Origin of the sequence: Gilvibacter sp. SZ-19 (genome assembly GCF_002163875.1) — a bacterium.
Taxonomy (GTDB): Bacteria; Bacteroidota; Bacteroidia; order Flavobacteriales; family Flavobacteriaceae; genus Gilvibacter.
In genome coordinates, this window is the sequence record NZ_CP019333.1 from 1,727,884 (window position 1) to 1,749,366 (window position 21,483).

At 37.8% G+C, this 21,483-nt stretch carries 20 protein-coding genes; all 20 read right to left on the minus strand.

Annotated elements, in window-relative coordinates; all coding sequences use genetic code 11:
* Positions 1-44: 44 nt before the first annotated feature.
* The 20 genes from BTO09_RS08010 to BTO09_RS08105 all read right to left on the minus strand — a co-directional run bounded on the left by BTO09_RS08010 (position 45) and on the right by BTO09_RS08105 (position 21,476).
* Positions 45-1,238 carry a phosphatidylserine/phosphatidylglycerophosphate/cardiolipin synthase family protein gene (locus BTO09_RS08010; RefSeq protein ID WP_087524283.1) on the minus strand — a complete coding sequence of 398 codons (1,194 nt, stop codon included), beginning with the start codon at positions 1,236-1,238 and terminating at the stop codon, positions 45-47.
* A gap of 29 nt (positions 1,239-1,267) precedes the next feature.
* Positions 1,268-2,500, minus strand: coding sequence for an MFS transporter (locus BTO09_RS08015; RefSeq protein ID WP_087524284.1), 1,233 nt, complete (start codon positions 2,498-2,500; stop codon positions 1,268-1,270).
* Positions 2,501-4,603 carry a copper-translocating P-type ATPase gene (locus BTO09_RS08020; protein ID WP_087524285.1) on the minus strand — a complete coding sequence of 701 codons (2,103 nt, stop codon included), beginning with the start codon at positions 4,601-4,603 and terminating at the stop codon, positions 2,501-2,503.
* Between the two features lie 18 nt (positions 4,604-4,621).
* Positions 4,622-4,915, minus strand: coding sequence for a hypothetical protein (locus tag BTO09_RS08025; RefSeq protein ID WP_015266947.1), 294 nt, complete (start codon positions 4,913-4,915; stop codon positions 4,622-4,624).
* A gap of 7 nt (positions 4,916-4,922) precedes the next feature.
* Positions 4,923-5,567 carry a hypothetical protein gene (locus BTO09_RS08030; RefSeq protein WP_087524286.1) on the minus strand — a complete coding sequence of 215 codons (645 nt, stop codon included), beginning with the start codon at positions 5,565-5,567 and terminating at the stop codon, positions 4,923-4,925.
* Positions 5,564-6,457 carry a ribose-phosphate pyrophosphokinase gene (locus BTO09_RS08035; protein WP_087524287.1) on the minus strand — a complete coding sequence of 298 codons (894 nt, stop codon included), beginning with the start codon at positions 6,455-6,457 and terminating at the stop codon, positions 5,564-5,566. Before BTO09_RS08035 ends, BTO09_RS08030 begins: the two co-directional genes overlap by 4 nt.
* Before the next feature lie 8 nt (positions 6,458-6,465).
* Positions 6,466-7,968, minus strand: a complete 1,503-nt coding sequence (locus BTO09_RS08040) for a thymidine phosphorylase family protein (RefSeq protein WP_087524288.1) — start codon at positions 7,966-7,968, stop codon at positions 6,466-6,468.
* A gap of 3 nt (positions 7,969-7,971) precedes the next feature.
* Positions 7,972-9,348, minus strand: coding sequence for an MBL fold metallo-hydrolase RNA specificity domain-containing protein (locus tag BTO09_RS08045; RefSeq protein WP_087524289.1), 1,377 nt, complete (start codon positions 9,346-9,348; stop codon positions 7,972-7,974).
* 14 nt (positions 9,349-9,362) lie between these two features.
* Complete coding sequence (locus BTO09_RS08050) at positions 9,363-9,617, minus strand: hypothetical protein (RefSeq protein WP_087524290.1); 255 nt, start codon at positions 9,615-9,617, stop codon at positions 9,363-9,365.
* A gap of 22 nt (positions 9,618-9,639) precedes the next feature.
* The gene (locus BTO09_RS08055; RefSeq protein WP_087524291.1) at positions 9,640-10,482 is read right to left on the minus strand and encodes an ATP cone domain-containing protein; all 843 of its coding nucleotides are present in this window, start codon (positions 10,480-10,482) and stop codon (positions 9,640-9,642) included.
* Positions 10,483-10,485: 3 nt separating this feature from the next.
* Positions 10,486-11,316, minus strand: a complete 831-nt coding sequence (locus BTO09_RS08060; protein ID WP_087524292.1) for a universal stress protein — start codon at positions 11,314-11,316, stop codon at positions 10,486-10,488.
* A gap of 25 nt (positions 11,317-11,341) precedes the next feature.
* On the minus strand, positions 11,342-12,115 hold the full coding sequence (locus BTO09_RS08065; protein WP_087524293.1) for an SDR family oxidoreductase: 774 nt from the start codon (positions 12,113-12,115) through the stop codon (positions 11,342-11,344).
* A 42-nt stretch (positions 12,116-12,157) separates the two neighbouring features.
* The gene (locus tag BTO09_RS08070; RefSeq protein ID WP_087524294.1) at positions 12,158-13,147 is read right to left on the minus strand and encodes a 2-hydroxyacid dehydrogenase; all 990 of its coding nucleotides are present in this window, start codon (positions 13,145-13,147) and stop codon (positions 12,158-12,160) included.
* Positions 13,148-13,157: 10 nt separating this feature from the next.
* Entirely contained in the window at positions 13,158-14,426 is a 1,269-nt protein-coding gene (locus tag BTO09_RS08075; protein WP_087524295.1) for an MgtC/SapB family protein, read from the minus strand.
* 65 nt (positions 14,427-14,491) lie between these two features.
* Positions 14,492-16,816 (minus strand): glycosyltransferase, encoded by a 2,325-nt coding sequence (locus BTO09_RS08080; RefSeq protein WP_087524296.1) that lies wholly within the window; start codon positions 16,814-16,816, stop codon positions 14,492-14,494.
* Entirely contained in the window at positions 16,813-17,883 is a 1,071-nt protein-coding gene (locus tag BTO09_RS08085; protein ID WP_087524297.1) for a pesticidal protein Cry7Aa, read from the minus strand. Before BTO09_RS08085 ends, BTO09_RS08080 begins: the two co-directional genes overlap by 4 nt.
* 10 nt (positions 17,884-17,893) lie before the next feature.
* On the minus strand, positions 17,894-18,244 hold the full coding sequence (locus BTO09_RS08090; RefSeq protein WP_087524298.1) for a phosphomannose isomerase type II C-terminal cupin domain: 351 nt from the start codon (positions 18,242-18,244) through the stop codon (positions 17,894-17,896).
* Positions 18,241-19,215, minus strand: a complete 975-nt coding sequence (locus BTO09_RS08095; RefSeq protein WP_087524299.1) for an ATP-dependent 6-phosphofructokinase — start codon at positions 19,213-19,215, stop codon at positions 18,241-18,243. Before BTO09_RS08095 ends, BTO09_RS08090 begins: the two co-directional genes overlap by 4 nt.
* A gap of 144 nt (positions 19,216-19,359) precedes the next feature.
* Positions 19,360-20,121, minus strand: coding sequence for an alpha/beta hydrolase (locus BTO09_RS08100; protein ID WP_232454925.1), 762 nt, complete (start codon positions 20,119-20,121; stop codon positions 19,360-19,362).
* Entirely contained in the window at positions 20,118-21,476 is a 1,359-nt protein-coding gene (locus BTO09_RS08105; protein WP_087524300.1) for a dicarboxylate/amino acid:cation symporter, read from the minus strand. Before BTO09_RS08105 ends, BTO09_RS08100 begins: the two co-directional genes overlap by 4 nt.
* Positions 21,477-21,483 lie beyond the last annotated feature (7 nt).

Sequence of the window (21,483 nt, forward strand, 5' to 3'; positions counted from 1 at the left end):
ATTACTTTTGAGTAATCTTATTTTCAAATTTATCAAGTAAAGGTTTAATGCCTGAAGTTTTTCGAAAATCTGATATGAGGCAAAAAGGTTAGGAACAATATAGCTGCTCTTACCATTCGGTAGGCCATATAATTGACAAATCTTGAAATAAAACTGGTATTTTTATAGATAGTATCAATCGTAGCCTCATTGCATTGATTGATAACATTTTGAAAATCAGAACGTAATAATTCGGCAAAGTATTGTGAATGTATTTCAACATTCATTTCAATACTTCCATAACAGCTAAGGTCATTGAGGTTAAATGAACCTATTGTGGACCATTTGTCATCTACCACAGCTGCTTTGCCGTGTACCACAGAATTATTCCATTCATATATTAGCACATTTTGTTTTAAAAACAATGAATATAAATATGAAGTGGCGTTACGTATCAAAGGCACATCACTAATTCCTGCTAATATTAGCGTTACTTTTACTTTCCTTTTACAAGCACTAATTAAAGCATTGGTTAGTCTTCTTCCTGGTAAAAAGTAAGAACTGACAATGACAATTTCATTCTTGGCTTGGTTGATGGAGTTTGTGTAAGCGTCACATACTTCAGTTTTGTTTTTAAGCCAATCGTTTTGTCTAATACCAACAAATGTTTTCCCCGCAGAATGTAAGACAGGTTTTATTTTTTTTGAGCTTCCGTCTTTGAAAAAATAATCGCAACACAATTTTTGTAAATCTTTTGCAGCGAGGCAATCTAATTTAATTGCATAATCTAGCCAAGGCTCATCATTCTTTATACCGTGATACTTATTTGCGATATTTATTCCGCCTATCATTGCAATTTTAGCATCAGCTACAATTACTTTGTGATGCATCCTTCTTCCTAAATAAAAATTGTTAACAGTAAATAACGGTGAAAAAAACCGAAAAAATATTCCACTCTGTCGCAAGTCTTTTATGAAATTATCCGAAAGAGATGAGCTGCCATAAGCATCTAATAGGATATAAACCTTCACATTTCGTTCAGCAGCTTTTTTCAAGCAGGAGGCTATACGGTTTCCTGTTTCATCACTTTCAAAAATGTAGGTCTGTAAATGGATTTCTTTTTCTGCCTTATCAATTAACTTTTCCAGTCTTATAAAATAGTCTTCTCCCGAACGAACCAATTCAACATATTTCGAATTGTCAGCAGCATTGTGAAGAGCTGATTTACTACTTTTTTTACGTGTATATCTTTGGTTCATTCCAAAAGTTTATTATGTTGTTTGACCAATCAAGACCCATCAATACCATTATTTGGTCGCTTCAAAAAATAAACCAATCCTATGGAGCCTAAAACAATACCTCCAGCAATTATAAATGGATAAAAAAAGCCACCTGCGACTAGCCAAGTTCCTAATACTGGGCCTAAAATTTGACCAATACTATTTGTTGAACTTTGTATCGATATATTTCTACCAGTATCTTCTTTTGAAATCAAGGAAACTGCTGATAATAGGTTAGGGGTTACCATTGCGCCTCCTGCCGCAAAAAGAACAATTAAGCCATAGACAAAGTATTCATTTTTAAAAAAAGGAAAAGCGATTAAAGATATTCCACCTATTAACAACCCTAAAGCAATTTGTTTTTTCGTAGATAAGACCTTTTCTCCATAACTTGCAAAAACAGGTTGCAAAACAGCCATTACAGAGCCACATAGCATAAAACCAATACCAACTTGATTGCTGTTAAACCCCAATTCATCTTTGCCGTATATTGAAAATACTGTTTCAAATAAAGTCACAACAAGTTGTAGCACAAATGACAACGCTAGTAACACGATTAAATATTTGCTAAACGTAAATCCTAAACTCACTTTTTTTGAAGTTTGTTTTTGAAATCGAACAGTGTTTTTTAACCATTTTGTTACTATAAATAAAACAATCAATCCTAATATAGCAGCAAACAAGAATGGTACTGAAAATCGGTCTAAATGTAGCAGGCCTATTGTATATTTTATATGAATATCAGTTTGGGACAGAAAGCCGCCAATGACAGGGCCGAAAATAACACCAGAGCTAATGGCAACACCAGACCAGGCCATTATTTTTGTTCTACGTTTTTCAGATGTAATATCACTTAAATATGCATTGCTAACTGGAATAACTGATGACGTAAAAATTCCACCAAAAATTCGAGCAATATATAGCATTGTCAAGGATGTGGCTAGGCCAGTAAGTAATTGCATAATTACAAAACCGATTAGTCCACAAGTGATAATAGGTTTCCTGCCGTATCTGTCCGATAGTTTTCCCCAAACCACTACGAATAGTAACTGAAAAAATGGATAAATGCTTGTGAGCAATCCAATATGGAAATTGATAAGGTCGGTGTCAAGATTGTCTTTTAAAGCTAATCTTTCGGTATAGTAAGGAAGGGTTGGCAATAATATACCATAGCCCAACATCACTACAAACAAACTCAATAGAATTAAAAATATCCTGTTGAGTTTTTCTTTTCTATCCATTTATTTTTTACCGATTTTTCGCTTCAATAATTGCGCATTAATAGCCACTATAATTGTACTCAAACTCATAAATACCGCTCCTACAGCTGGTCCTAAAACAAAGCCAGAAGAGTATAGAACACCTGCAGCTAATGGAATGGCCACCACATTATACCCAGTTGCCCATATTAGGTTCTGAATCATTTTATTGTACGTAGCCTTTCCGAACAAAATTAGGTTTGCAATATCTTGTGGATTGCTATTTACCAATATAATATCGGCTGTTTCGGCGGCTACATCAGTACCAGAACCAACAGCGATTCCTACATCGGCTTTTGCGAGCGCGGGCGCATCATTTACACCATCACCCGTCATAGCTACAAAATCACCTTTGTTCTGTAACTCTTCTACAATTTCAACTTTTTGATGTGGCAATACCTCGGCGTAGTAACCATCCAATCCAAGTTTTTCACTCACAGCTTTAGCGGTTTTTTCATTATCACCAGTTGCCATTAGAACTTTAATGTTATTCTTTTTAAATATTTTGATTGCCTCGGCAGATTCTGGTCTTATTTCATCAGCAAGGGCGATGTAACCGGCCAATTTTCCATCAATTAAAACAAACACTACAGTTTCCGCTGCATCGCTGTAAGCATCTTCAGGAATAGTAATTTTCTCATCTCTTAGATAGCCTGGACTTACTACCTTAACTTGTTTGCCTTCCACATTTGCCTCTACACCTTTACCAGTAATAGCATTGAAGTTTTCTGGGCTAGGGATAGTAATATTATCTTCTTTTACTTTTTTGATAATACCAACTGCAATAGGGTGTTCTGAGCTTTGTTCCAATGCACTTGAAAGTCTTAAAATTTCCTCTGTTGAATAAGTCTTGTTAACAGACTCAATTCGAGTGACACCAAAATCACCCTTGGTTAGTGTTCCTGTTTTATCAAAAAGCAAAGCTGAAATTTTTCTGGACTCTTCAAACGCAGTTCTATTTCGGATAAGCAATCCATTTTGAGCAGATACTGCCGTAGAAATTGCAACCACCAGGGGAATGGCAAGCCCTAATGCGTGTGGACAAGCAATTACCATAACAGTAACCATTCTTTCTAAAGCATAGACAAATGGAAAGCCTAAAATCAGCCATACTGCTAATGTTCCAAAACCAATAGCCAAAGCAATATAGGTTAGCCATTTTGCAGCCCTATCTGATAGGTTTTGCATCTTGGATTTGGTTTTTTGTGCTTCCTCGACCATCTTAATGACCTTGTTTAGATAGCTGTCTTTTCCAGTATGTTCAACTTTTACTTTTAAGGTGCTATTGCCATTTACAGAACCACCAATAACCTTATCGTTTTCATCTTTTTTTACAGGTTTGGATTCGCCTGTAAGCATAGATTCATTTAGGTAACTTGAACCGTCTACTATAATCCCATCAGCGGGAACTTTTTCACCTGGTTTTACCAAAATCACATCATCTTTTAGTAAATCTTCCAAAGGAATGTCTTCTATGGTGTCACCTTTTACCCTGTGCGCTTCCGCAGGCATCATACTTACCAGTAACTGCAAGGCTTTTGATGCACCTAACACACTTTTCATTTCTATCCAATGACCAAGCAACATAATGGCTATAAGTGTTGATAGTTCCCAGAAAAAGTCTTCACCTCTTAAGCCAAATACAGTAGCTGTACTATAAAAATAAGCTACGGAAATTGCCATAGAAATCAAGGTCATCATTCCTGGTGCACCTTTTTTGACTTCAGACCAAAACCCTTTTAAAAATGGCCAACCACCATAAAAATATACAACAGTGGAAAGTGCAAAAAGGATGTATGGATTTCCTGGAAGTAAAAATTCATAACCAAAAAATTCCTGAATCATTGGTGAGAAGAACAATATAGGGATGGTAAGCACGAGTGTTACCCAAAACCGTTTTCTAAAGTCTGCAATCATCATTTTATGATGGTCGTGACCCATTTGACCGTGACCCGGATTGTGACCCGAATGGTCCTCACCTTTGTGGTTCATTTTAGAATGGTCTTCTTTTTTGTGTTTCATCTTCGAATGGTCCATTTTAGAATGGTCCATTTCATCGTGATTGTGGTGTTCGTGATTTTCCATTATTGTCTTGTTTAAGTGTTATCGTAATTTTTTTCTCATAGCTTCCGAAATGTTTTCGGCATAGACGCCATAGGCATCTACCAAAAGTCCTTTAATCCCATTTTTTGATGAAATAGCATAAAGCACACTATTATCGTCGGTACTGCTCATACCCTCAAAACGATGCATCTCGTCAACATTAAAATCTTCTGGGTGTATTTCAATTTTTAGTGAGGCACACTCCAAACATTCTGGTTTTAGGTTAAAATCGTATGTATAACCTTTTCGCTGTAAATCGTTTATTGCTTCTGAAAGGGTGTCGTAATTGTTCATTTTTATTTTATTTATAAGTCATTGTAAAATAACTATTATCTTCTTCTGTAAATTTCTGAAAGGTCAATAAACCATTCCCGTTTAATTTTTCGTTAACGGTATAATTGAGTTGCTTAATGCGAATGCCCCAGGCATAAGCCTTAATATTTATTTTTGAATTAATGTTGGTTTTGTTGTCCTTCAATGTTCGGTCGTAAATCTTTATGATGCTTTTTGAACCAAAAAAATCCAGCAGTCCTGAATCAAAAGTCATTTCCAATTCTATATCTTCAAGGTTGTCCAAATCGTAGAGCTCTTTAAATTTTTTAGAGGTGGTATTAATTTCGGTCTCCTTTGATTTTGGGTTTGAAAAAGGAAAAGCCATTACTATTATACTCGCTTCATCAGGTTTACAGCGATAGGTTGTGGTGTATTTATCGGTCGATTTTTTGTCACGATCAAACAATTCCGTAATCACCTCAATTTCATAGTATCCATTTTTCTTTATTGTTTCACCAGCTTCAAAAGTTTGTTTGTTTAAAAAGTCGCCATCTTTATCAAAATTTTCCCGAACTACAACCCTGCCCGAAATCTGCCCAATAAGCATTTCAGTTTGTCCAGTCATTGTGATACTGAATAAAGTGATTAGTACTATGAAACTTTGTTTTCTCATATATGGTGCATTAATTTTTTTACCTCTTTTGCCATAATATCACTTAAATCTATTCCATTTGAAGAGTGTGGGATGGTATTGCAAGTCACTATTTTTTCTACTCCGGAATCCAACAAATCCCGATAGGCATTGCCTGAAAAAACGGCGTGAATACCAACACATATTGGTGGTTTCATTCCTGCTTTTTTCAAATGTTGTACGGTTTCAATCATTGTTCGAGCTGTAGAAATAATATCATCTACCAAAATGGGTATAGCATCTTTATATATATCCACATCGGGAACAGAGACTTCTACATCACGGTCACCGTGACGCACCTTTTGTAATACCGTAAATGGTGCTCCTGCATTTTTGGCGACTTCTGAAACCCATTGTTCACTTTCCGAATCGGGTCCAATAAGTACTGGGTTTTCGATATTTTCTTTAATCCATTCTGAAATCGCGTCGGCAGCGTGAATCACTTTATTTGGAATTTGATACACTTCTCCCAACGAACTAATTCTGTGCAAGTGAGGGTCAACTGTGGTAATACTATCGGCAAAACCAGAAATCAATTTTCCGAAGAAACTAGAAGTCACTCCTTCACCTTCATTAAATACTTTGTCTTGACGCATATAAGCGAGATATGGCGCTACCAAACAAGTACACATCGCACCAAGTGATTTTGCGGTATGGCTTAAAAAATAGAGCGGTAATAATTTCTCATCAGGGTCGTGCAGGGTGCAAACCAGTACCACACATTTATCTTTTACGTCAGATAATATGCGTGTGTAAGATTCGCCGTCTGGAAACTTCCGTAAGGTGGTCTTTCCTTTTTCTGCATCCATTTTTGTTGCCATTAGCTCTGTTAATTCCTCGTTTCCCGGAAGGCTAAATAGTATAGTTTTCATTTTATTTTTTATTTAATAGTTATAATGTCGTTATGACTGTTCTTGTACTCTAAGGCGTAATTTAATTCACCCTGCGATTCTGCAAAAAGCGTGAATAGTAAGTCATCTTTTTCAATTTTTTCATCTAAATGGACATTCAAAAGAATCCCAGCCGATTTAGACTGCGGTGCGCCTGAAAGTTTTGCGAGCTTCGCTACCTTTCTATTGTCAATACGCTTTAAAATACCGGAAGTCTCCGCTCTGATTTCTGTTTTATAAGGTGCCAAAACAGGTTGTGTAAAACGCCCCTGGGCTTTACAAATGGCAAGAAATTTTTCGTAGGCCTTTCCAGATGTAAGTATCTCTTTGGCAGTTTCCATTCCTTTTCCTTTTTCGACCTTTCCTGAAAGTTCTAACAGTTCTCCAGCCAACAGCATAACACGTTCTTTTAAGTCCTTTGGTGCATTTTCTTCATTTTTTAGGACGTTCAATATATCGATAGCTTCTAAAGTTGGTCCGATGCCATAACCTACAGGCTGCGAGCCATCTGTTATGATTACTTTTACATTTAGGTCAATGGCATTGCCCACAGTTTCCATATGGTTTTGTAGTTTTTTAGCCATTTCCATACTTCGTACCTTGGCCGTTTCACCAACAGGTATGTCAATAACAACGTGAGTAGAACCTGCTGCTGCCTTTTTAGATAATACCGAGGCTATGAGTTGGCCTTCACTATCAATATCCAAGGCTTTTTCAATTTTAATGAGCACATCATCTGCGGGACTTAGTTGGGCAGTACCACCCCAAACAAAACAACCGCCTTCTTGATTTACTACGGTCTCTATCTCGTCAGCAGAAAGTGTAACGTTGGTGAGAACTTCCATTGTGTCCGCGGTACCTGCCGGTGATGTAATGGCTCGGGATGATGTTTTGGGCATTGTAAGTCCGTACGCAGCGACAATGGCAACTACCAAGGGTGTTGTTCTATTGCCTGGTAATCCGCCTATGCAATGTTTATCGACAACGATTTCTTTATTCCAATTCAATTGTTTTCCAGAGGCAATCATAGCTTTTGTTAGGTCGGATATTTCATCAATATCCATTCGGTCACCTGCACAGGCTGTTATAAATGCTGAAAGATGGATGTTGGAATAGTCGCCTTCAACGATGTCCGTGATAATTTGATTGTAGGCGTTGTAATCCAGTTTTTGGTTATAGATTTTTGCCCTGACGTGGCTTAACGACTCTATAGGTTCTAAATGGGAAACATACAGGGTGTCATTGTCGGATACATTCAACTTTTTTGCAGCAGCATCCGATAGTCCTATTTCGTTGGGCAGCAGGATATCAGAATTTAAAACATTTAGACTTGCAACGATTGAGGTGCTTGCATTGGATATCCTTATTCGTGTTAATGCTTCAAAACCTTCTGAAATACAGACATGGCAATCCTCACGCATGTACACCACATTCTCGTTTTGGGTGTAAATACCAAGGTGTTTGTATTTTAATATGTTTGAATGTTGTTCCATGGATTATTCTATTTCTGTTATAGTATATAATTCCGGGATTTCGGCATCCCAATCATAGGTTTCTTTTATACCTTTTTGTAATGCTTCTGCACTTTCTTTTTCACCGTGGACAATAAAAATATGTGCTGGTTTATTTTTAACCTTGCTCATCCAATCTATAAGTTCGGTATGGTCTGCGTGTGCCGAGAGTCCTTCAATTTCGGCCACTTCCATATGAAAAGGCACCCACTTGCCATAAACTTTGAGTTTTTTATCGCCTTCAAGTAGTTTTCTACCTCTTGTACCTTCGGCCTGATAGCCAACAAAAAGTAGTGTATTGCTAGGATTTTGGGCTTGAGTTTCAAGATAGTTTAACATACGCCCTCCTGTAAGCATTCCACTTCCGGCAATGACGATTTTTGGTTTTTCATCAGTTCGTAATTCCATCGTTTCACGATAACTGCTTACAATGGTAAAGTGTGAACACATTTCATCACATTCAAAATCTTCTAGCTTATGCCAATCCCTTGTACGATGAAAGAGTTCCAGTACGTTAGCGCCCATTGGGCTGTCCATAATCATTTGAACTTTTGGGATTTTATCTTCCTTTAGTAACCTCCAGAAAATAAGCATCATCAGTTGCGCCCTTTCTACAGAAAAGCTTGGAATAAATAAGCTACCGCCTCTATTGATGGTGTCATTAACTAATTTTTCAATCTGTGGTATGGCTTCAGCCTCTTCAGGATGAAATCTTCCACCATAGGTGGACTCAATAAATAATACATCAGCCTTTGCCGGTTTTAAAGGTGGGTACAAGAGCAAATCGTTAGTCCTACCGATGTCGCCTGAAAAAACAAAGCGTTTTCCGTGTATATCCAACTCAATATAAGTAGCACCAAGAATATGTCCGTTGTACTGAAATCGTGCCTTCACATCCTTGAGAATAGGTAACCATTGCGAAGGGGGTACCCCTTTAAAACGAGGTACGGTTTTTTCAACATCGCTTAAGGTGTACAAAGGTTCTGCAGGACTGTGTTTAGAATACCCCTCTTTGTTGGCACGTTCGGCTTCCTGCTCTTGGATTTTTGCACTATCGTTCAAAATGATTTTTGCAATGTCCAAAGTGGGATTAGTGCCATATATTGGGCCTTTAAACCCTTGTTTGACCAATCTTGGCAAATATCCCGTATGGTCCATATGACCGTGGGTAAGTAAGACTGCATCAATTTCTGAAACATCGACGGGTGGATATTCCCAGTTTTTGAGACGCAATTCCTTTAGCCCTTGAAAAAGTCCGCAATCTATCAATATCTTTCTCTCTCCCGTATCCACTAAATATTTTGAGCCAGTTACAGTACCGGCCGCTCCCAAAAAGTGGATGTTGATTTTATTGTTTTTCATCGTATTCTTGTGGATTAGTGTCCACCACAACAGGAAGATGTGTTTCCTCTGTCTTGGGTCGATTTGTATAACGCTACCACTTCATTATATAGATTTCGTGAATCTTCTTTGATATAAAGTGCTACCTTTTTTATGGATTTAGGTTCAAAGTCTACCATATCCAATAGTATTTCTAAGGCCTCTTCCATCAGTTTTGGGTCGTCTTCCAATGCTTCGTAAAAAGGCTCAAAATCTATGTTGCTCTGTTGTTTTGTTTCTTCAGTTTTCATATGATTATTTTTAAAAGTTTATTTAATGGTTTTTACACAATGCTTCAGAATCTTCCAAAATCTTTTTTTGCCTTGATTTATCTATTCCGATTTCATTTAATAAAGAAGGTGTTTCGCTAAGCTCTTTGCAGAGTACAATTCCTTTATCCAATAATCTTATTTTTTCGGATTTGGTCAGAGTTGTTAATGCTGTTAAGGGATGAAATCCGGACTTGTCTATTCTGTCTTTTAAACCATTTCCCATAGGATAATCCCAGCTTGTCAATAACAATCCAACGCATTTACCATATTGCACCGCATCGGTTGTAAATCGTGTATTGGTATAAACACCGCCTTTATGTAGTTTAGCCTCGTGACCTTTTTGATGTTCCCATTGTTTTTCAACATCCAAAAACCGTGAATGGATGTACAAGGGAATCTTGACATTGCAAAACCGTCCTTGGTCGCTGTGGTATTTGCACTCAATCATATAATGGTAATTATCCTTTTGGGCTATTACATCTACTTCGTGCTGTACGCAGTTGCCTTGAACAATCACACCAACCTTGGTTTCAAATCCTTCGTGTGCCAATAGTTTTCCCACTAACTTTTCAAATGGAAAACCGGAAGGCCCTAATTCCATTATGGCTTTTTTGAGTTTGTATTTTGAAGCACTAACTCTCGATTTTCGTTTAAGCATATTAAAGGCTGTTTGATAGATTTTTTTTGTGGTGATACCATCATATATAGTGTCTTTAATATGTTCAACAATTTCTTCAATTACTGCGTCACTTGCCTTTGCACGCCTTAACGAATTGATGAGTTTTTCGCTTTTGAATGGTACTACATCACCTGAATATTTTATTATGTTTATGGACTTGTTCATTGCCTAAATATGTATTGTCATTACAGGTAAAGTGGAATGGTTTGTAACACCTTCAGCAATACTTTTTGAAAACAGACTTAAAAACCCTGTTTTACCGTGTGTGACCATTGCTATTAAATCAGTTGGATGTTGTTCTAGAAATGTATTGATGCCCGTTTCCACTGAGGGTTCATTATAGACAGCCATTGAATAGTTCTTCAATTCTGGAAAGTTTTGTAACATTTTTTCAATAGGGTCTAGACCAAGCTCTATGCTATTGAAATCCGTCTCGGTATTGATTCGCAATAAGTGGATGCGAGCGTCACATTTATTTGCTATGGATATTACCTGTTTAAAAGCATCTGTTATATCCTCTTCAAAATTTGAAACAAAAACAATATTCTTAAACGGAAAATTGACTTCTTCATCTTTTACCACAATGACCGGTGCATTGGCTTTTCTTACAATTTGCTCTACATTGCTACCTGTTATTTCTCTAATGACGCCTTTGGTTCCACTACTTCCCGTAATAATAAAATCGTGGTGATAATGGGTTGAATGGTCTAAAATATCGCCTTGGCCAGCATCAAATTGTAAGAACCTTCGACACTTTAATCCCTCACGTTCGGCTGTTTTTTCTAGTTCTCTTAAAGCCGATTTTGCTTTGCCTATTTGTTTTAATGTTTCGGGATACCTTTTTTCTTTTAATTTATCCAATTTAACCCAGTCTACAGGGGTTTTTAATAAATGTAAAAAGTGAATTTCCGAATTATATAATTTGGCCATTTCAATACCAAGTTGCGCTGCTTTGTTACAGTTTTCAGAGAAATCGGTGGGTACGAGTATGTTTTTCATAAATTTTTAATTTTTAGGTTATCCATTATTGTGCAGTATAACCACCATCAATGACCAACTCAGAACCGGTCATAAATTTTGATTCGTCCGAAGCTAAGTAAACGACACCGTAACCTATGTCATCAGGTTCTCCCAAGTGTCCAACCGGATGTAGACTTTCTAACTGCTTTTTGCCCTCTTCCACATTGCCTTGGGCTTTTAGGAAATTTTCTACCATTGGGGTCCATATATATGCTGGATGAATGGAATTAACGCGTATTTTGTAACCCTGCTTCGCACAATGTAGTGCTGCCGATTTGGTAAATATGGTTACACCTCCCTTACTTGCATTATAGGCGGGTAGATTAGGGTCTCCAATAAGTCCTTCGATTGAAGAAAAGTTAATAATGGAACCACCTTCTCCAGTTTCCTTCATTCCCTTTATGCCATATTGGGTGCCTAAAAAAGTACCGTGAAGGTTTACGTCTATAAGATTTTTCCAGTCATCTAAAGTTACATCTTCAACCGTTCCACCTATTCCTATTCCGGCAGAATTAGCTACTATATGAAGCTTTCCATATGTTTTGATCGTAGTCTCAATAACCATTTTCCATTCTTCTTCTTTAGAGACATCTTGTTTAATGAAAATTGCCTCACCGCCATCATTATTAATGTCTTGAACTACTTTAGTTCCGTTTTCATCATCTACATCAGTTATCACAATTTTAGCACCTTCACGAGCCAATAAGATTGCACTTGATTTTCCAAGGCCAGAAGCACCTCCCGTGACAATGGCTACTTTATTTTTTACTCTATCCATAATTTTAAGATTTAAGTGTTATTACTAATTTTTGTTTCTTAATCAAGAAACTTCGTTTCCTGAGACTTTGCCATTTTCGAAACAGTCTATATTATAAATCGTGGTTTCAGCAATATTGGTCAAAGCCGTTTCGGTTAAAAATGCTTGATGGCTTGTGATTAATACATTGTTGAAGGTCATCAATCTGGCAATCACATCGTCCTGTAAAATATCTTCAGAATGGTCTTCAAAGAACAATCCTTCTTCTTCCTCATAAACATCGATTCCGAAATAGCCAATTTTTTTGGTTTTCAATCCTTCGATAACCGCCTTGGTATCTACCAATCCGCCACGACTGGTATTGATAAGCATTACCCCAGGTTTCATAAGTGCTATGTGTTCTTTATCAATTAAATGTTTGGTTGTAGTCGTTAATGGTACGTGCAGGCTTATAATATCAGATTGCTTGCAGATGGTTTCACAATTGGTATAGATTACATTATACGAATTGATTAGATTTTGATCTTCAAGGACATCTTGGGCAAGTATTTTGCAGCCAAAGCCGTGTAGAATCTTTACGAGCACGGACCCAATTTTCCCTGTTCCAATCACACCCACGGTTTTTCCATTGAGGTCGAAACCAGTCAGGCCGTTCAATGAAAAGTTTTGTTCACGAACCCTGTTATGGGCTTTAATTAATTTTCGATTGAGTGCTAGAATGAGAGCCAGAGTATGTTCGGCAATGGCATACGGGGAATATGCTGGTACACGAGCCACTTTTATACCCAGTTCTGATGCTTTTTTTAAATCGACGTGATTGAAACCTGCCGAGCGTAATGCGATGAATTTTATGCCCTGCTTGTGTAAAATCTTCAACACTTCCGAAGAGGCGTCATCACTGGAAAAAAGTGCTATGGCCTTTGAGCCTTCTGCCAATAAGGCGGTTTCCTTTGTTAGTCGAAATTCTAAAAAATTCAGTTGATGCTTTCCATTATTGGCGTTTACAATGGAAGGTTTATCGAATTTATGCGTACTGAATATGGTTGTTTTCATCTTACAATAATTAAATTCCTGACTGTATTAAAATATATGCTATACCTACCAGGGCAACCGTTCCAAAAACTCCCATCACCAGTTTCCCTGTTTTTTTTGAACCTTTAAAATAGGTAATGCCCAGTTTCACAATCATATTACTAATAGTTGCTGTTATAATGACATTGGTGGCAAGGGCGAGTTTGTCTTCCAAAGACCCAAATTTTGCCATACTTATAGTTATTGCATCCGTATCTGCCAGTCCTGCAATTAAGGCTGAAAAATATAAACCACTTTCTCCGAAAAATTGATTTCCATAAAAAACAGCAAATAAAATTGCCAAGTAAATAGCACCAAACCCAAGGGCATTCCAGATATTGAGAGGATTACCAAGGTTGATAGCTGTCTTTGATACTTCAGTATTCTTTCTGATAAATAAGATGGCACTTATCAAACAGATCAATGTTAGGATGGTAAATGGAATAGCTATATAAGAAAGTATGGCACTATTGAAAATATAAGCCAATACTGCAAGCCTTGGAAACATTATAGCGGAAGCTATAATGATACCGGCAGCATATTCTTTAGAAAGTTCAGGCGATTCCTTGCTTCGCGCAGCATATATCCACGATACTGCTGTACTTGAAATCAACCCGCCTAAAATTGCAGTGAGTAGAATACCACGCTTAGAACCAACATATTTTACTAGGAAATAGCCAATGAAATTTAGAAAAGAGACAATTACTACAATAGAGCCTATTTCGAAAGGGTTCAGCAAACCTTCCGGTCCGTAGTCTTGATTTGGTAAGAAAGGCAAAATAAGTAGCGTAATTATTGAAAACTTAATGAATGCGAATAATTCTTCTGAAGTAATATTCTTAATAAATGTTTTAAAGGTTGTCTTTAATGATAATAATGTAACCACCACCACTGCGGTAGCAACGGCCTCTTTGTGCAAGTGATTAGCTACCATAATACCAAGAATTAGCGTGGCAAACAACGCCAAATTAGTAGTAATGCCCGTCATTACGTGCTTTTGTACCATTGAGATATGACTCAAAGCCAAAAACAATAAGAATGCGGCTGCAGTAATAATAACTAACCAAGGCGTATAGGTTGTCGAAAGATTTCCTAAAATGAATCCAATGATAGCCATAATTGGAAATGTTCGAATTCCTGCAAATCCATGCTCATCCTTTAGTTTGTCATATTCACGTTCCAATCCCAGAATAAGACCAATTCCCATACTAATGAGTAGTCCGAGGATAAATGGGTTGATATTTTTAAACGCTTCTGTCATTATTGTAACCTAAATTGTTTATTGGATTTTTACAGAAAAACCTTATGGTCAAAGGGAGGGCTGCACTATTTTCCACTTACTGTTTCATTTTTATGTTTTGAATTTTTATTCCTTGTTTTTATTGCACCCAATTCATTCCAGATTTTAATATTGGGTGGTATTATGGTCTGTTTTATCCCCAAAGGATATTTTTCAACAATAAGGCGGACCATTAAATAACAGATACTGGACTCGGCCCCTTGATTAATGTTCACGTTTTCACTTTCAAGGCCATCATAGCACCCGCCATTTACCGGATTGTACATAATTTGCTGAAGGTGGTTGTTGCCTAAAAACCAACTGAACGCCGTATGCAGTTGCTGGGCATATTTCTTTTTCTGGGTAACCTTGTAGAACAGATCCAGGGAAAGGATGGTGTAAGCAACTTCAATGGGTTGTTCGCCGTAGAAAACACGTTTGTTCCTTTTATGGAACCAGCCATCATTGGAAATTACCGTTATCTGCCCTTTCATAAAATACTGAGACAGCAAAAAGTCGAACGTAATTTCGGCAACTTCCCTATACCTTTGGTCCTTGGTAATTCGCCAAGCATATAACAGGGCATCGGGCAAGACGCTGTTCGCATAGGTAAGGTAGTCTTCAAACCATTCCCATTGGTTGTCGGCACTTATATGGAAAATGCGCAAGAGCTCATCGGCCAGTTTTTGTGCTATGGCAGTACAGGTTGTTTCTTTTCTGTTTTTTTGATAAAAGTAAAGGCCTTTTAGCACAAAGCCCAAGGCTCTTGGCGATCTAAAATTGGTTACGTTTGGGAAGGCTTTTTTAAAGCAGCTTTCGGCTTTTATCACTAAATGTTCGGGAAGCTGTGATGCCTCCGACAATAGATACCCCAGTGCCCATATAGCCCTGCCATTAGAGTCTTCAAGGTTTACTTCGGAGTTTTGGTCTGTGAAGTTTTCATTGTAATCTACATAGTTGTAGAATTCCCCATTTTCCTGCTGGCAAACGGCCATGAAGTTCAAATAAATTTCTATTAGCTGTAGAGTTTTTTCCGAAGCTTTCTGTTCATAATACATTAGCATGGTTATCAAGGCCCTTGCGTTATCGTCAAGCGTATAGCCAAAGGATGGGTCTGGTTCATCAAAACTTGAAAACTGAAGGATGCCAAAGTTGGTGGTCATATTTTCAATATGCTCTGTTTTAATGGTGGGCAGCACAAATTCCAGTGGGTTTTGATTTTTTAAATATTCCTGAAAGACATCAGCATAAGCTAGCGCGACATTTTCCCAACTAAAGGCGCGCATTTGGGTAAACGCATTTTTACCCATTGAGGTTCTTAAAGTGGGTTGTTTCAATAAGTCAACAATGGCGTTACTTATTTCCGAAGCATCTTCAAAACCGTTCAACAGTATACCGGTACTGGGATCCAGGCATTCCCTAGAGTGGGGAATTGGGGTTGATATCACGGGATTGCCACAACTCATTGCATACGCAAAGGTGCCGCTTACCGCTTGGTTGGGATCTTTTGAAGAAAATATATAAATATCAGAAAGCGTCAAGTATTCTAGTAATGTTTTGAGTTCCAAATACTCATTAATAAAGATAACATTTTCATTGAGGCTCAACTGATTTACGAGTTCCATAAGTGATTTTCTATAAGTCTCACCGTCATTTTTTACTACCTCCGGATGGGTTTTACCTAATACAAGATAGATGGTGTCTGGGAAATTGTTGAGTACTTTGGGCAGAGCGCGAAGCGTCGTTTCTATTCCTTTATTTTTACTGAGCAGGCCAAAGGTGGAGAGCACCATCTTGTTTTGAAATCCATACTTCTCTTTAAGGGCTTGCTGCTCTTTCCACAGTACAATATGTGTCCCGTGTGGTATAACCTTTATTTTGTTTTTTTCTATGGAATAATCTTTTTCCAGTATCTCGGCGGACCTATTGGTGAGTACAATAAACTTTTCGCTCAGATCATCCAGTGCCTGCATTACTTTCAATCGCTTTAAGTCTAGGTTGGGTAATACGGTATGGAACACACAGGAGATAGGGATGTTAAGACGGAGCAGGAATGCTACCAAATGGCTTCCGTATTCCCCTCCAAAAAGTCCAAACTCGTGTTGTACGCAAACCATCCCAATATCTTCCCTTTCATTCAACTTATCGGCAACTTTAAAAAAGGAATTCAGTTTTTGTGCCTCTATTATATATGAGACTTCCGTGGGATATTCATCAATGTCGCAACAATCGTTTTCCAGAGCGCATACCTCTATATCCATTGAAGCACCAAAACTGTTTTTAAGGGATGTTATAAGGTCTTTTGAAAATGTCGCTATGCCACATTGCCGGGGTGGATAGGAACAGATAAATAATATTTTCAGCTTTTTCATGGTTTCATTGTCTTTTTTAGTTCATCCAATAATTGTTTTAGGCTGAGTTTAGCCACAGCAATATGTTTATCTGCCGCCCCATAATAAATATGGAGGTTATCTCCAAATAGCGCAGTTCCCGTAGGGAATACTACATGGTTTACCACCCCTTTTAGTTCCCATTCCTCAGAAGGTGAGAATAATGGATACGCCAGCCTCCCAATTACTTTTTTTGGCTCGTTTATATCTAATAGTGCAGCGGCTGCATGATAGGTTTTTCCGATGTTGGTTTCACAAACGCCATGGTAAATTATGAGCCAGCCATCTTCTGTTTCAATGGGTGGGCATCCTGCTCCCAGATAATTAACTTCAAAATCGTACAATGGATCCATAAGGATATGATCGGTAAGGTTCTTTATGTGGTCTTCCCAAAATTCCTTGGTAAGGTCTTCCCACCGTTCAAACTGGACTATTTGTATTCCGGGCCATATACGATGAAGCATTACGAATTTCCCGTTGATTTTTCTAGGAAAGAGTACGATGTCCTTATCCCTCAATAACCTATGTTTTTCCTCTACCATACCTATTTGGGCAAAAAGGTTGTAGTAATGGAAATATTTTGGATTTAGTTTGCCCTGATTGCAATGTTCCAAATGAAATTTATACTCCTTGTAATTCAAGGGTGGCGTAATAATACCTTTTTTCTCAAAATTTATCATGTCTTTAGAGGTAGCCAAGGCACCCATGGCATTTACGCCATCATAAGCTGTATATGTTAAATAAAAAGCATCTTCAATTTTAACGATACGTGCATCTTCCACGCCGTGATTTTCATAGTCGAAATTACGCCCTATCAAGGGGCTTGTTTTCCTCTCTATAATATCTAAATGTTCGTTGGTTTTGGCATATCCAATGGTAGAGTAGTTGCCATCTTCCACCGCACGGTAAAAGATATGCACTTCTTTACCTTCTTGAAATATTCCGGGATTTAACACGCCGTTGTTTTCAAAAGGATTTTTAGTGGGACTAAGCAATATTCCTTTTTTCTCTATTGTTATCCAGGTATTGATTTGATGTATCTGTTCCATATTGCTATATTTAATTTGGGTCTTTCCTGTTGTATTTATCCTTTAGCCTTACAATATCATTTTCATCAAAATTCCCAAAAGCTATTTCAAGTATGCTCACGGAGGCATTGGCTGTTTTTATTTGATGTACGGTCTCCTTTGGGATAAAAAATTCATCCCCTTTTTGGCCCACAGTTGTTTTGTCGCCGATGACGAAATTCCCTGTTCCATCAAGCACTCTCCAGAATTCTTCTCTGTTGTGGTGATACTGAAGGCTTAGCTCTTCGTTTGGATTGACCGTAAGTATTTTTACGGTACTTATCTCATTATGGGTAAAGCGTTCAAAGTTTCCCCATGGTCTTTCTTCTTTATAGGTTTTCATTTTCCAAATAGTTCTAAAAGTTCATATAATTCAGTATTTACCTGATGTTGCTTGACCACCTCTTTAAAAGGGGTTAGTTGCAATTGATTATTCAAAATTCCAACCATCGCATTCTTTTTACCTTCTGAAAGAACGTTTACACTTGCTGCTCCAAGTCTAATTCCCAACATTCTGTCCAAAGCGGAAGGATTTCCACCTCGCTGCACGTGACCGAGTTTTGTAATTCGTAAATCGACATCGGGATTAACTTCCTTTATTTTTGAGGAAACAAGTTCAGCACCTATTTCATCACCTTCAGAAACCACGACAAGAAAGGCATCTTCGCTATCGTAGTTTTTAACCTTGTCCAATAGGTATATAAAGTCTTTTGCGCTTTCTGGAATTAGGATGGCATCTGCACCGACCATCAAACCCGAATGAATACCGATATAGCCTGAATCCCTTCCCATTACTTCTACTATGAAGACACGGTTATGGGATTCAGCTGTGTCCCGTATTTTATCAATATTTTCAATAGCGGTATTTACGGCAGAATCGAAACCAAGGGTATAATCTGTTCCAGCAAGGTCATTATCAATAGTTCCTGGAATACCAATAAAGGGGATATCGCATATTTCTGAAAAGGCCAATAGTCCCTTAAATGTACCGTCGCCACCTATGGCAATTAGAGCATCAATTTTATTTGCGGTTAAGGTTTGTAAGGCTTTTTTGCGACCCTCCAATTTCATAAAACGTTTACTTCGAGCTGTTTTTAAGATGGTGCCACCTTTGTGCACTAACTTTTGTAAGTCGTGCGATTTTAATGGAAGGAAATCACCATCTATTAACCCTTCGTATCCTTTGCGAAATCCACTTACCTTTATACCATTCTTCTCTGAGGCTTTAGCTATTGCATACAATGCAGCGTTCATCCCAGGACTGTCGCCCCCAGAAGTGAATACGCCTATATGTTTAATTTTATTTGTGTTCATTAGATATGGTTTTTTGTAACTTTTTTTCTGAAATAGTAAAATCTTGGATTGTGCTCCAAACAAATTCTGCTTCTTTCAAAAAGAATTGATGGTCTCCTTCAGAAGACGTAACAATTTGAGCTTTTTTAAATTCCCTTGATAATTTTAAGGCATTTTCAAAGGTGCCGTGGTGTCTTTTTCTCCGTGAATAAAAAGCACGTCTTTATCCTCAATTTTCCTTGCCATCGCATATAAATCTGTTTTCAAGATAACTTCAGTGAGCGAATAATAATAACTCATCCAATGATGCTTTTTTGCATCTTCATAAACTTCATCCGTTAGGTTATCGGGCTTGAATGCACGTGACATAAATATGGGATGAATCATACAGATGTATTTTGAGAATTTACTTGACGAAACTCTATCCACAAAGGAATGTGTGGACATTACTTTCTTAAATTCATCTGCATCCTTATAAACAGGTATGCCGATAAAAATTCCTGCCTTGAACCAATGAGAATATTTCTCTAAAAGGGCTAATGAAATTATCGCTCCCATTGAATGTCCCGCGATAGTTGTTTTTCCATCATTGAACCCTTCTTTTTTTAAAACTAATTCTAACGCTTGCAGTTGCACCGATAAGGAATAATCACTTTTTGGTTTTGGCGAATCACCAAAGCCGAGAAGGTCTATCAAAAGCAATGAATGTGTTTTTGTTATGCTTTCTAATTCACGTTTCCAATAATTCAACGAGCCTGTTAAACCGTGCAGCAAAACGAGTTTGTTTTTTCCAGAACCTATTATTTCATAATTCAAGAGCGTTTCGTTGGCATCATAAGCTGGTTGCGTACCAATCTTGTAATGCTGATAGCCTGCAATAGCTACTACAGGTAAAATGAACACTATGAATATGAGTAATAAGGTCATTGTTTTAAAGTTGGTGTATTAATCGTTTTCTCAGTAACCAAAATTGGTATTTTACCATAGAGCCTATTGAATACCATACAGGCAGTCAAATCACCAGTTACGTTTACAGCAGTCCTGAACATTCCCAATAGTCTTTCTACACCAATGATAATGATGATGCCTTCGGCCGGTATGCCAACACTTCCCAAAACAGAAGCGAGTATAACAACGCCACCTCCTGGTATGGCAGGCGTGCCAATGGAAGCAGCGACAATGGTTACAATGACCACTACAATATTGAGCAAGCTCATTTCCAGACCGTAAGCTTGAGCTATAAAAAGTGTTGTAATAGTCTGATAAAGTGCCGTTCCGTCCATATTGACGGTTGCACCAATAGGAATTATAAAATTGCTAATAGTTTTGTCCACTTTCAATTCCTCTTCGGCGGTTTTTAATGATAAGGGCATTACTGCCGCAGAACTTGTGGTGGAAAAAGCCAATAATTGAACATCCCTTATTTTTTTAAGAAAGCGCAATGGGTTTGTCTTTCCGAGAAGTATGATGAGTCCCAAGTAGAAAATTACCAATAACAGAAGGCCCAGAAGCACCACTCCAACATAGTATGTTAGACCAGATAAGGAACTTAATCCAACACTAGAGGTAAGCTGCGCCATAAGACCAAAAACGGCGATAGGCACTAGAAGCATTGACCATTTTACCACCGTCATACAGACTTCCTGAATGGCACTTAAAAGAAGCTTTACTGGGCGCAGTAAAGAATCCTCAAGCGATAGCACAGCTACACCAATAATGATTGTGAAAATCACGATACTTAACATTTCACCACTAACCATAGATGCCAAAGGGTTTTCTGGAAGCAAGTTTGATATGGCATCTGGGATGGTTTCAAGACCAAAGGAAAGCTCTGAACTCTCCGTTGGGACAGCTGTAATTTCGTTATGTTCATCTAGAGCCTGCTGATGTAAAAAACGCCCAGGTCTAAAAAGTTGAGAAAGTATAACACCCAAACTTACCGAAACTATGGTCGTACCTAGAAAATATAAGAGAACGCCACCACCTAATTTTTTTAGACTGTCCTTGTCATTACTTGCGATTCCGGTAATAATGGAAGCCACAATCAAAGGAATCATAATCATCTGCACCAATTTCAGAAAAAGTACACCAGGCAATGCCAGCCAATTTCCTGCGATATCAGCTGTTTCTTTAGTAATCCACCCATTTTGAGGACTTAAAAGCAAACCCAACCCAACCCCTAGAAACAAGGCGATGATAACCTTTAGCCATAGACGACTTTCTACCAATTTTGAGAGGTAGTGACTGAATGATTTAAGCGATTTTACTTCTGTATCGAACATTTCTTTT